Here is a 12,148-nt window from a genome sequence, read left to right as displayed (position 1 = left end):
AGGCCGCCTTCCGTCGGCGCTTACACCCAATCTAAGTAGAGCGCGAACAATTCTGCCGCCTCAAATGGAAAACGTCTTCAGCCGCCACCTGGAATTGATGATTTAATAAGAGATTATGTCTCTCAATAGTAAATCGGCCATTCGTATGGTTTCCGCTGGAGGCAGTGGCCGATCGAAAAGTCTATCTTGGTGCCATCACTTCTGACCACCCAGAAACATCTCTTCGAAAATTGTGGAACATCTTGCGGCGGTGTGTTGACCTCAAAGCCGTCAATGCCCGTTCCGACCTTTTCTTCAAACTCATCGTGCCGAGCGAGTAGCGCACGCAAATCGGTTGCATCTTCCGCGTGAACTCGATCGCCGATGTCGTAGCGATTCAGCATCGCTGCGAAGAATGCGGTGGCATCCCCAGCCTTATCAAACGATCGCGTGCTGAGCGTAATGCTGCGAGCCTTCCCCATGCCCAAGCTCCTTTCGAGCGAGATTAACATCCTCGCTACCTCAGTCTATAGACCGACCGATTTCTCGATATGCATTGCGGAACGAGCGTAAAAGTGGTGTGACGGTTCTGGCCCCCGAGCTCATCCTCATACTCAGCGCCGCTGGCGCAGATAGCGTCGTAGTGCTGGGGTGTAGGACAGAGTGGCGGCTGGTAGTTGCCCGACAACTCCCTCAGCAGCGTCATGCTCGCGCCCATATAGTTCCTCGCTTTCGACCGGCGCACTTGAAAGGGTCAGTTGGTAAACGTTTCGCCAATGGCCGTCGCACCAACTGCGATCGAGACCAAGCGCGCGCGGATTGGAAGGCCTCCACACAGGGATGTCATCGTGCTGGTGACTGACCACACCGGTTTGAATGCCGAGCGCTATCTCGTCCTTGCGATCACGAACGACCCGCTGGATGGCAGAACGGGCGCCGAGATGGATGGATTCGCACTGGGTTGCCATAGATTCTCCGCAGAATCAGTTTGAAATTCGACGGATTGTAGCAGAGCTGATTGGGGACGGAACCTAAACGATCATCCCTGTACACGCCCCGGCGCGGCGAGGCGGACTGACTGAACAGCTATAAAAGGGCGTCATCAAAAGGCGGTGCCTACGACTTAACTATCATTCCGCGTGGAAAAGCAATCGACTAAAGCTGTTATTGTGCGCGTCACATCAAGAACGGGGGCGTCGCTGACATATTCCGTCTTCCCCAAGCTGCCCAGGCAGCGCACATGGCTATCATTGGTAAATCGGGACGAAAAATCGGCAGCGCCTGCTCAGCTCACGTTCCGTAGCATCCACACTGAACCATGCAAGTGTGCGACTTTGGATGGTGATCTTGTTGCAACAGCTATCATTTTCGCTATACGATGCTATCATCTTGGGGGGTGTCAAATGGATTGGGTTGCAGTCGGCAGTTTTGTTGCTGGCTTGATCGGCGGTTATACGATCAAGGCCGTGATGACTATTCGGTCGAACAAAAGCAGCGGCAAAGCAGAGGCATCGGGCGCGTCGGTTGCGCAAAGTGGCAATGTCGCTGGCGGGCATGTCGCCGGACGGGATGTCAAAATCAATCACAAATGAGTGACGAGCCTAGCACCGGTAAAAGCGTAGTTACCCAAACCGGTAACAATGCAGGCGGCCACATCGGTGGTCGCGACGTCTATGATGTGAGCGGCGACTTTAACCATTTTGAAGCGCCTGTTCCGAAGGAATCTCGTCTCAGCCAACTTTATCGTAAGCTCAAGGCCGAGGCACAGGAAGATAACAGCCTATCAGAGTATATTAAGCAACTCGAAATCTATACTCGCGTCGTTGAGAATGAAGAAATAATTGGACTTGACGGTAAGTTGAGTGCGGCCAGCAGAATCGATCAAATCGAAATGGCTATGGTGATGAAGGAGAGGATATACGCTCAGCTTCGAGAGAATTTATTCTCTAAAACGTTCCAAACTATATACGCTATTGTTATGGGTAAGATATGGGAAGAATTTATTTCCTATGTTAGGCCTGCGATATTGCGAGGCGCTGCACGAGAAGAGGTTGACGCCTTGATAAACAATCATGTTATCAAGCCGATCGCAGCTGAGTTGGATAATTGTGCTGATTATGATGGCGTCGCTAATGCAGATGTTCGAGGTATGCTTTATTTCCTGACTGGCAATTGCCACATCCTGATCTGCCCCCCGCTGGGTGGCCCAGGGACTATGATAGTCTGGACCACGAAGGGGACTTTGAATGCCAAGCAAGAAGCACAAGCCGGAAGAGATCATCGGCAAGCTGCGTGAAGTTGAGATTGTGCTGGCGCAGGGGGCGTCGACCGCTGAGGCGTGCCGCCGGATTGGGGTCAGCGAGCAGACCTATTATCGCTGGCGCAAAGAATATGGCGGGCTGAAGACCGACCAGGCGCGGCGGATGAAGGATCTGGAGAAAGAGAACCAGCGGCTGCGTCGGGCGATCTCGGACCTGACGCTGGACAAGCTGATCCTGCAGGAGGCTGCACGGGGAAACTTCTGAGCCCCGCGCGACGACGGCGCTGCATCGATCATCTGCGACGAGAGCTTCCAGTCCGGGTGTCTGAGAGACGGATATGCCGGGTGCTGGGCCAGCATCGATCGACACAGCGCAAGGTGCCGCGTGGGGCGGATGACGAACAGGCGTTGACCGAGGACATCATCGCCTTGGCGAAGCAATATGGTCGTTATGGCTACCGCCGGGTGACGGCGCTGCTGTGCCATGCGGGATGGACGGTGAACCATAAGCGGGTCGAGCGTATCTGGCGGCGTGAAGGACTGAAAGTCCCGCAGCGCCAGCCAAAGCGGGGACGCCTGTGGCTCAACGATGGATCATGTATCCGCCTGCGGCCCGAGTATCCGGGGCATGTCTGGGCCTATGACTTCGTCGAGGGGCGTACGCATGACGGCCGCAAGTTCCGCATCCTGACCATCATCGACGAGGCGAGCAGGGAATGCCTGGCGCTCATCGTCGCACGGCAGCTCCGCCACGAAGACGTGCTGGCCGCCTTGGCCGACCTGTTCATCACGCGTGGCCCGCCAGCGAATATCCGGTCCGACAATGGCAGCGAATTTATCGCTACCGCCGTCCAGAAATGGCTGGGGCAGATCGACGTGAAGACGCTCTACATCGCACCGGGATCACCATGGGAGAATGGCTATAACGAAAGCTTCAACGGGTCGCTTCGCGACGAACTGCTCAACGGCGAGATCTTCTACAGCCTCGCCGAGGCCAGGGTGCTGATCGAGGCATGGCGGCGGCATTACAACACCGTCCGCCCGCATAGCAGCCTGGGCTACCGGCCACCGGCACCGGAAACGGCGACACCGCCATATCCGGCCTCCGGTTCCGCTTCGCTCCACCTCCACCCGGATATGGCGGCAGCGGCTTTAATCCACTAACAAACCAATCGGTCCACTCGGTGGGGGCAAATCAGTGCCCACGAGCATTGTTGCTGTCATGCCATGCCGGGTCGTGGCGCCACCTCCCGGATCGGCAATGCATGGAACGGCGGCGGCCGGGGCTGTCGCCAGCGCTCGAAGGCCTCGATGATAATCATGCGCCCACCGCAGCAAGGACAGGGTGGGCGCAGGTCGCAAGGATTTTCCGGTTCGCCCTCCTCGGGTGTCGGCGGGACAATGTCGAGCAGTTCGCGGGCACGCGCGAGACTGGTTTTGCGCGAGGAACCCGCGAGCAAGCCATAGTGGCGGATGCGGTGGAAGCCGCGTGGCAGGACGTGAAGCACGAAGCGGCGGATAAATTCGTCGGCGGTGATCGTCATGATGTTCTGCCGCTCGTCGCCGGGGCGCCGATAATCCTTATAGCGGAACGTAACGTCTTGACGGTCGAACGCGATCAGGCGCCGGTTCGAGATGGCGACCCGATGGGTGTAGCGCGAGAGATAGGCCAGCACGGCCTCGGGACCGGAGAAGGGCGGCTTGGCATAAACCACCCACCGCTTTTTCCTGACCGGTGCCAGGTGGCGATGGAAGGCTCGCTTGTCGGCGAGGCCGGCCATGGATCCGAAGAAGGCGAGCTTGCCGGTGCGGTGCAACTGGATCAGCCGCGTGAGGAAGAGACGGCGGAACAGTGCGCCCAGAACCCGCACAGGTAGGAGAAAGGCGGGGCGCGAGGAGATCCATCGCGTCCCGTCCAGCGCAATACCACCGCCCGGCACGATCATGTAAACATGCGGATGGTGTGTCATGGCCGATCCCCATGTGTGAAGTACGGCCGTGATGCCAACGCGGGCGCCGAGATGTTTCGGATCGGCCGCGATCGTCAGCATCGTCTCCGAGGCCGTGCGGAACAGCAGATCGCAGACGACCGCCTTGTTCTGGAACGCGATATCGGCGACCTCTGCCGGCAACGTAAAGACCACATGGAAGTAGCCGACCGGCAACAGGTCCGCCTTACGCTCTGCCAGCCAGGTACGCGCGGCGGCACCCTGGCATTTCGGGCAATGCCGATTTCCACAGCTGTTATAGGCGATCCGCCAGTGCCCACAGTCTTCGCAGGCTTCAACGTGACCACCCAGGGCAGCGGTGCGACAGTTCTCGATCGCCGTCATGACCTTGAGCTGGACGTAGCTCAGATGCCCGGCATGGGCGTCCCGCTAGGCGGGACCAGCAGTGCGGAAGATGTCGGCAACCTCGAGTGACGAGCGCAACGGCTCAGCCGTCGGCCGCCGCCTGTTTCGGGCCGCATATGGCCAGCCGGTCGAGCGGGCTGACGACGGCGCGCGCGGTTCGGGTCGCAACTTTGGTGTAGAAGGCGGTCGTGCTCAGGTTCACGTGGCCCAACAGCGCCTGAATGACGCGGACATCCACCCCCTCTTCCAGCAGATGGGTGGCAAAACAGTGCCGCAGCGTGTGAGGTCCGACCCGCTTGGCAATGCCGGCCGCCCGTGCGGCTTCGACGACAACCCGATGCAGATGCCGGGGACTCATCGGTTTCAGATAATGTTGGCCGGTGAATAGCCAGCCGTCGGCATGCATGACACCCTGTTGCCGCCCGACCTTCCACCACTCACCCAGCAGGGCGAGCAGATCGGCCGGCAGGATCGCATTGCGATATCGACCGCCTTTCCCCCGCTCGACCCTGATCAACATGCGCTCACTATCGATGTCGCGGACTTTGAGCATCGTCACCTCAGCGGCACGCAGGCCCGCCCCATACGCCACCGACATAGCTGCCTGATGCTTGAGGCACGTTGTCGCCTGGAGCAGTCGGACGACCTCTTCAGGGCTGAGAACGACGGGCAAGGCACGGGGATGCTTGACCTTGTACAGCTTGCGGGCAAGGTCGGGCCGGTCAATGGTATGCGTGAAAAAGAAGCGCAGCGCAGCGACGATGCTGTTCATTGTGGGCGCGCCGACACCGATCTCTCACTGGTCGATTTGAAACTGGCGTAGGTCCTCTGACGTCGCTGTATCGGGAGGACGCCCAAGATAGGCGGCAAACCGCGCGACATCGCGAATATAGTTGCGCTGGGTCTCACGCGTAAATTCGCGCATGTTCATGTCATCGATCATGCGCTGACGCAGCGAACTGGCGGGCACTTCCAAAACGGGATCAATCATTGCTCGACTCCTTGGCTGAAGGAGCCGCAATGCTCTGCCCATGCCTGGCAACGCTCAACCAAAGCGAAATCTCAGTTGGTCAGGACGACCTCAATCCAGGCACCAATCCCGCGGCAGCGGGTTCGTACATGTCCCAAAAGCTGCCGGGATCGCTCCCGGCAGTGATGTATCAGAAGCTGACCCTGGCTTCGACACCGATGGTGCGCGGTTCCGACCAGGGAGCCGTGGTCGAGGTGAAGCCGGTAAGGGATGATCCGCCAACACCGATCACGAAGTCGCGGTGACGTTCGTCAAACAGATTGTCCGCAAATACCGACAGGCTGAAATCGCCAACGGAAACAGGCTGTTTCCAGGTGATGCGCGCGTTGGTGATATTGGTGGAATCGTTACGGTAGAAGTTTCGCCCGACAACCATCGCACCGGCCGCCGACGAGGTGTACATGGCCTGCTGGTAGTTATACGAACCATGCATGCTGAACTCTGCATCGCCGCTACGCAGGAAGGTCCAGTCAGCCGATACCGACAGGGCGTTCTTCGGAACGAACGGCAGCGTGAAGTAACCGGTGACATCATCGCCCACCTGGAATGGCGAAGCCGGATTGACTGCCGGATCGAAGTTCGTGCCAGCCGGAGCCGTGATCCGCTTCATCTTCGGATCAAGATAGGTGTAGGCCGCACGGATGTTGAAATCGACCGACGGCTGCAGAATGATTTCCGCTTCCAGACCCTTCACTTCCGCCGAGCCGGCGTTTACCGTCGACACGATTGACGTATCGACCGCATCGGCAACGAAATCGACCTGAAGATCCTTGAACTTGTTGTAGAACAGGGCCGCGTTCAGGGTCACCAGACGATCGAAGAACTGCGACTTGAGGCCCAGTTCATAGGTCGTCACCTTTTCAGGTGCGTAGGTTGCGGTGAAATCCGGACCGCCTTCGCTGGAACCGCCCGCCTTATACCCCTTCGAAACCTTGGCATAGGTCATGATTGCCGGCGTCCACTGCATGGAAAGGTTGGCCGACGGGCTGAAATTGGTGAACTTGCGGTCATTGGTCACATCGACATCGACCGGGAAGCCAAAAGATGTGCTGTTGCGCGTCGCATTTCGCTGGTCTTCGGTGTAACGACCGCCAAGGGTCAGCTTCATCCGGTCATCAAGCACCGGCGGCGTGATAGTCGCCTGAAGATAGGCAGCCTTGGAAATCGACTTTGTGGTTACGTCGCGAGTGCTGGGTATAATCACCGGAACCGCAAGCAGGCCCAGCGAGCCGTCAATGAAGTGGCGGCCGGTTTCGCGGAAATAATAGAGGCCGCCGGTATATTCGACACGATCGCCGATCGAACCGATGAGCTGCACTTCCTGCGTATATTGCTTGGTGCGATAGCGGTGGAACTGCTCAAAACTCACCGGGTAAAACGGGCTGGACTGGCCAAGGCCGTAATTGACGAACTGCTTGGCCTCGAAGCCGCGATAAGATGACAGCGAACGAATGGTCACCGTGTCCGATGCCGCCCATTCAGCTGTCAGCTGATGATCGACGAACAGCGCCTTGCTTCTACCGATGTCGATCGGCGCATAGGTACGGTCACGGTCGGCCACATAGCCCGGAATGGTGCCGTCAAGCGCCGGGTTGCTGAAATAGGGCATCGTCGATTCAACACGGCCACGATCCCAGACATAATCCACCGTCACGTCAGTGCTGGGGGTCCAGCGAACAGCGACGCGACCGGCGAGCTGGCCCGATTCATGGTAATCATGCTGTGCGCCCGGGTTCTTCACCCAGCCATCCTTGTTTGTGTAAAGGATGGTGCCCTTGATCGCGAAATTGCCGATCTCAGGCAGATCGACGCTGGCAAGCCCGCGCACATAATTGCGGCTGCCAAAGGTGAGGGACGTATTGCCGCCCCATTCACCCTTCGGCTTCGTGGTGATGATGTTGATCGCGCCGCCTGTGGTGTTGCGGCCATAAAGCGTGCCCTGTGGGCCACGCAGAACTTCGATACGCTCCGGCGCACCAAGGTCGAAAAGCGCGGCCTGCGGGCGCGCGATGTAAAAACCGTCGACATAGAGGCCGACGCCACCATCCTTGGTGATCTGCCCGGCGTCCGCCATGCCCTGACCACGCATGGTCAAAGAAACGGTATCCGAAGAATTGGGATAGGCAACGACGTTCAGGCTAGGCGTGATCTGTGCGACGCCACCAATGTTGACGGTGCCGCGATTGGTCAGCGTCTCCGCGCTTAGTGCGGTGATGGCGATCGGCACATCCTGCAAACGCTCCGAACGGCGCTGCGCGGTCACGACGATATCAGTGGAATCGTCTTGGGCGATGGCCGCGCCCGGCACCAGCAACAGGGACATGGCCGTGCCGGCGACAAGACCGATCCGGCTTTTACCGAAACCCGCGGCAGGATAAACTTTCAACACCCTGACCTAACTCCATTTACAAATTTTAATAATATCGCGAGCTCGTGATGATACGCAGTCTCAAAGTCAAGGCATTGACATGGTATAGAATGCGTAATTTTTGTTTTGTTGCATTATGCACACAGGGGGCCGTCGTGATGGGGTCGATGGTGAAAATCGACCACCTGACGCCGCGCATAGCCAAGGATGAAGCGGATCGGCAAGCCAAGGGCATCGACTACGGCGTGGATTTTGGTGCCGAACCCGCCTCTGGATCGGCCAAGAGCCTGGGCTTGAGCGCGGATCACGGTCGCATCGATCGCCAGTCGCTCGATATCGGGATCATCCGATACACCCTCTCGACGAGACAACCATCAGCCGCGAGTTGAAGAAGCTGGGCTACGTCAAACTCACGGCGCGGCCTCCCCACCATGCCCAGAACGAACATGCCGTGGACGCCTTCAAAAAGGGTGGCTTCGCTGCCGGGTTGGCAAAAGTCAAAGCCATCCTCCCCAAGGGCACGCCCATAGAGGTACGGTTCCAAGATGAGGCAGGTGTCGGCCAAAAGAATATAATCACGCGGCGCTGGGCCAGACGCGGAACGCGGCCATCAGCACCGAAGGATCAGCGGACGAAATCAGCCTATATCTTTGGCGCGATCTGCCCGGAACTGGGCAAGGGCGCCGGACTCGTCCTGCCCTTTTGCAATACCGATACCATGTCACTGCATCTGGCCGAAATATCCCTTGCCGTTGCGCCGGGTCTGCACGCGGTTGTGGTGATGGACCAGGCTGGTCGGCACATGGCCGGTAAGCTCTATGTCCTCTACAACATCCGCATTGTCGCGCTCGCGGCCAAATGCCCCGAACTGAATCCGGTCGAGAACATCTGGCAGTTCATGCGCGACAACTGGCTCTCCAACCGCGTTTTCACATCCTGCGAAACATTGTGGATCTCTGCTGTGAAGCTTGGAACAAGCTCGTCGACCAGCCTTGGCGCATCATGACCATCGGACGCCGCAAATGGGCGCGTGGGGCGTGATCAATGCAGGCTGGTATTAGCTATTGACTTTAAAGGTACCTTCGTTACGCTAATTGGCATCCGTCGAATATAGTAGGACCCGATGAAAGCATCGGGCGCAATAATGCTTTGGGGGGAAGGCTGATGTAACGCCCATCATTCCTCGCATCGTTCCCGGTGCAGGGCCTTTAATGATGTCAGGAATTTCATCTTCGCGCTGCGAAATGAAGATTTGCGCTGTCGGCGAGGCGCTCATGCCTCTCCGACCGGATCGCGTGCGCAGTCCTGCGAAATATATGTCTCACGCCGGTTGGCGCGACGGGCTCGGTGCCGGGTGCGCAACCTTGGCGTCGACCAGATCAGAAGAATGAAAGGGAGAGTCATGGTCAAAAAAATTGCCGCCATCCTGCTCGGCTCCGCCGCGCTGACGCCTCACGTGGCGAGCGCGCAGGACGCCGCCAATCCGAACGGACTTTCGGATATCGTCGTCACCGCGCAACGCCGTGAGCAGAATCTCCAGGATGTTCCGATCTCCGTCCAGGCGCTGGGCGGCGCCAAGCTTGAATCCCAGCAGATCCGGTCGATTTCCGATATCGCCACGACCGTTCCCAACCTCAACGTCCGGCCCGGATCGGGACGCTCCGACATCGCCTCCATCGTCATTCGCGGCGTCGGCCCGGCCGACACCCAGGTGACGCAGGATCCTTCGGTCGCCCTGTACCAGGACGGGGTCTATATCGGCACGTCGTTCGGCGCGGGGTTTGAAGCGCCCGATCTCGCCCGTGTCGAGGTGTTGCGCGGGCCGCAGGGCACGCTTTACGGCCGCAACGCCACCGGCGGCGCGATCAACCTGATTTCGAACTCGCCCGAACTGGGCGCCTTCCGCTACCGGCTCGAGGGCAGCGTGGGCAATTATGAAAACCGTCGCGGCGTGGCCATGCTCAACGTGCCGCTGGGCGACCAGTTCGCGATCCGCGGCGCCTATTCGCGCATCAAGCGCGACGGCTGGATCAAGAACACCGGCATCGGGGAGGATTTCGCCAAGAAGGACCGCGAGAATGCGCGTGTCGCCCTTCGTTTCCGGCCCAGCAGCAATTTCACCGCCGATTACGCCTTCGATTACAGCGAATCGCACGACACGAACGTCCTGTTGCAGCCGGATGCCGGCCCGGCCGTGGCCGGCGGGACATTCCAGTCGCCCTTCAGCGCCCCGTCGGCGGTGCCCGGCGGCTTCATCCAGACCTTTGGCCAGACGACCTACAGCCAGGGCTTTCCCGCTTCGGGCCGGGTCAAGTCCGTCAATTCGCTGATCCCCATTCCGGCGATCTCGACCAAGGTCTGGGGCCATACCGGCACGCTGGAATGGCAGGCGGCGGATAATCTGACGATCAAGTCGATCACCGGCTATCGCATCCTCCACAATCTGGGCACGGGCACCAACATCCCGGCCTCGCTCGTCAGCATCGTGACGCGCTTCTCGCCGACGACGGCGGGCCTGGCCACCGGAACGATCGTGAACAATATCGGGCCGAACCGCTATCTTATCGACGAAACCCTGCGCTACCGCAATTTCAGCCAGGAATTGCAGGCGATCGGTTCCGCCGAACTGGGCAGCCTCGATCTTGAATATGTCGGCGGCCTGTACTTTTTCGATGACAAGGGACACAACACGACCGCCACCGAGAATTTCGGCACCGGCGCCGGACCGCTTACCCGGGCCGGGACCGACATTAACAACCAGTCGATCGCCGCCTTTACCGAGCTGACCTTTACGCCACAATCGGCGGACAAGCTGCACGTCACGCTTGGCGCGCGCGTGTCGAACGACAAGCGCCAGGCAACGCGTTTCAATGAAAATTCATTCAGCTTCGCCGCTTTGGGCGGTTTTACCGCGGTGGATTGCGCCAACCCCAATTTCTTCAACGCTTTCGCCGCGGCGGGGATCGACCGGACCAACCCGGCGAACTGCAACGGCGTCGTTCAGGGCGCGGAATATAGCGATACCCGCCGGAATTTCAGCCCCGCCCTGACCGTCGCCTATGACGTGTCGGCCGATCTCAACCTCTACGCCAAGGTCGTCAAAGGCTATAAGAGCCACGGCACCTCGTCGCGTTCGGCCAATCCGACCAACTTCGCCAACGGATTCAGCCCGGAACGCATCCTGTCCTACGAAGTCGGCGCCAAGGGAACGGCGTTCGACCGCCGCGTCCGGTTCAACTTCGCCGGCTTCTATATGGATTATAAGGGCTATCAGGCCAGCGTACAGACCGGCGGCACGGCGGCCGATCGCGATTTCATCGCCATCAACGGCAACAAAATCTATGGCGTCGAGGGCGATTTCACCGTCGCCCTCGTGCAGGGGCTGACGTTCAGCGCGAATGGCGCGCTGCTCCATCCCGAACTGGGCGACGATTCAAAGGCCGTGCTTCGCGACACCGGCCAGACCTTCATCGAACGCTTCATCAATGTGATGCCATACACGCCCAAGCGGTCCTACAATCTGTCGCTGGACTTCAATCGGGAAGTCGGGACCGATGCCGTATTCGACGCGCATGTCGGCTATTCCTACCGCTCGGAATCGCACACCTCGCCGAACGCCTCGGACGACAGGACCCTGCGTAATTCCAAATTGCTGGACGCCAATATCGGGATCACGCGCAAGGGCATCGAGGGGATTGGCGAGGTCAGCCTTCGCCTGTGGGGCAGAAACCTCACCAATCGCGCGAATGAGGTCGGCGGCTTTGGCCCCGCACTCGCCGTCTTCGGCGTTAATGGGGCGATCACTCATGATGAACCCCGCACCTATGGCCTGACCATGATCTTCAGGAACTGACCCCAGGCGGCCGCGCATCCGGGTGATCGGGGTTGCAATCATGGGGCCATGCTCCACGATGCTCCCCCGGCACGGATGACAGGGAGCCGGGTTCCACCTTTTCGCACGACGCTCTAGGGTGTGTGGGGATTGAGTTCAGGGTGAGGCGAAAATGGTGGCGTTCGAGAACCGGCGCGCAGCGTACTTAAAGTAAGTGAGCACCGGAAGCGCAGAAAGTTGGGACGAGGCACGTGACTCGCCCCAACATTTGCAGCCCGCCATGGGCGCAATCCCCCACACACCCTAGCGCGTAGACTCATTACGC

The 12,148-nt window shown here is 59.2% G+C and carries 8 protein-coding genes and 3 pseudogenes; 5 read left to right on the top strand and 6 right to left on the bottom strand.

All coding sequences use genetic code 11. The features are described 5' to 3' along the window. Positions 1 to 122: 122 nt before the first annotated feature. Together F7P65_RS21485 and F7P65_RS21480 are read right to left on the bottom strand one after the other, a co-directional pair. Entirely contained in the window at positions 123 to 461 is a 339-nt protein-coding gene (locus F7P65_RS21485) for a DCL family protein (RefSeq protein WP_150295568.1), read from the bottom strand. A gap of 132 nt (positions 462 to 593) precedes the next feature. Continuing rightward, entirely contained in the window at positions 594 to 947 is a 354-nt protein-coding gene (locus F7P65_RS21480) for a hypothetical protein (RefSeq protein ID WP_150295566.1), read from the bottom strand. Positions 948 to 1,382: 435 nt separating this feature from the next. Here F7P65_RS21480 and F7P65_RS21475 point away from each other — a divergent pair, with 435 nt between their 5' ends. From F7P65_RS21475 to F7P65_RS21465, 3 genes are all read left to right on the top strand, one after another. Continuing rightward, the gene (locus F7P65_RS21475; RefSeq protein ID WP_150295564.1) at positions 1,383 to 1,571 is read left to right on the top strand and encodes a hypothetical protein; all 189 of its coding nucleotides are present in this window, start codon (positions 1,383 to 1,385) and stop codon (positions 1,569 to 1,571) included. Next, the gene (locus F7P65_RS21470) at positions 1,568 to 2,275 is read left to right on the top strand and encodes an ABC-three component system protein (RefSeq protein WP_150295562.1); all 708 of its coding nucleotides are present in this window, start codon (positions 1,568 to 1,570) and stop codon (positions 2,273 to 2,275) included. The genes F7P65_RS21475 and F7P65_RS21470 overlap by 4 nt, the downstream gene beginning before the upstream one ends. Further along, positions 2,226 to 3,403 (top strand): IS3 family transposase gene (locus tag F7P65_RS21465; RefSeq protein ID WP_150295560.1). Its coding sequence is split into 2 segments (ribosomal slippage): positions 2,226 to 2,490 and positions 2,490 to 3,403, totalling 1,179 coding nucleotides; the frame shifts between segments, so codons are not numbered across the junction. The genes F7P65_RS21470 and F7P65_RS21465 overlap by 50 nt, the downstream gene beginning before the upstream one ends. 56 nt (positions 3,404 to 3,459) lie before the next feature. Here F7P65_RS21465 and F7P65_RS21460 read toward each other — a convergent pair. The 4 genes and pseudogenes from F7P65_RS21460 to F7P65_RS22125 form a co-directional block, all read right to left on the bottom strand. Continuing rightward, positions 3,460 to 4,671, bottom strand: a pseudogene (locus F7P65_RS21460) (IS91 family transposase). Positions 4,672 to 4,675: 4 nt separating this feature from the next. After that, a pseudogene (locus tag F7P65_RS21455) lies at positions 4,676 to 5,584 on the bottom strand (site-specific integrase). Positions 5,585 to 5,753: 169 nt separating this feature from the next. Next, entirely contained in the window at positions 5,754 to 8,012 is a 2,259-nt protein-coding gene (locus F7P65_RS21450; protein WP_150295558.1) for a TonB-dependent receptor, read from the bottom strand. Positions 8,013 to 8,191: 179 nt separating this feature from the next. Then, positions 8,192 to 8,350: pseudogene (locus tag F7P65_RS22125) on the bottom strand (IS5/IS1182 family transposase); the annotation flags it as partial. 26 nt (positions 8,351 to 8,376) lie between these two features. Here F7P65_RS22125 and F7P65_RS21440 point away from each other — a divergent pair. Together F7P65_RS21440 and F7P65_RS21435 are read left to right on the top strand one after the other, a co-directional pair. Next, on the top strand, positions 8,377 to 8,997 hold the full coding sequence (locus F7P65_RS21440; RefSeq protein ID WP_162854742.1) for an IS630 family transposase: 621 nt from the start codon (positions 8,377 to 8,379) through the stop codon (positions 8,995 to 8,997). A 396-nt stretch (positions 8,998 to 9,393) separates the two neighbouring features. Next, positions 9,394 to 11,844, top strand: coding sequence for a TonB-dependent receptor (locus F7P65_RS21435; RefSeq protein ID WP_162854741.1), 2,451 nt, complete (start codon positions 9,394 to 9,396; stop codon positions 11,842 to 11,844). Positions 11,845 to 12,148 lie beyond the last annotated feature (304 nt).

This window comes from Sphingobium estronivorans (assembly GCF_008692605.1).
GTDB lineage: Bacteria > Pseudomonadota > Alphaproteobacteria > Sphingomonadales > Sphingomonadaceae > Sphingobium > Sphingobium estronivorans.
The sequence above is the reverse complement of the archived record's forward strand: the minus strand, read 5'-3'. Positions and strand labels throughout refer to the sequence as shown.

Bases quoted from the DNA above. Each gene is read 5' to 3' on its own strand.
- F7P65_RS21475 (WP_150295564.1), top strand. From the start codon at position 1,383: ATGGATTGGGTTGCAGTCGGCAGTTTTGTTGCTGGCTTGATCGGCGGT.
- F7P65_RS21485 (WP_150295568.1), bottom strand. From the start codon at position 461: ATGGGGAAGGCTCGCAGCATTACGCTCAGCACGCGATCGTTTGATAAG.
- F7P65_RS21470 (WP_150295562.1), top strand. From the start codon at position 1,568: ATGAGTGACGAGCCTAGCACCGGTAAAAGCGTAGTTACCCAAACCGGT.
- F7P65_RS21435 (WP_162854741.1), top strand. From the start codon at position 9,394: ATGGTCAAAAAAATTGCCGCCATCCTGCTCGGCTCCGCCGCGCTGACG.
- F7P65_RS21480 (WP_150295566.1), bottom strand. From the start codon at position 947: ATGGCAACCCAGTGCGAATCCATCCATCTCGGCGCCCGTTCTGCCATC.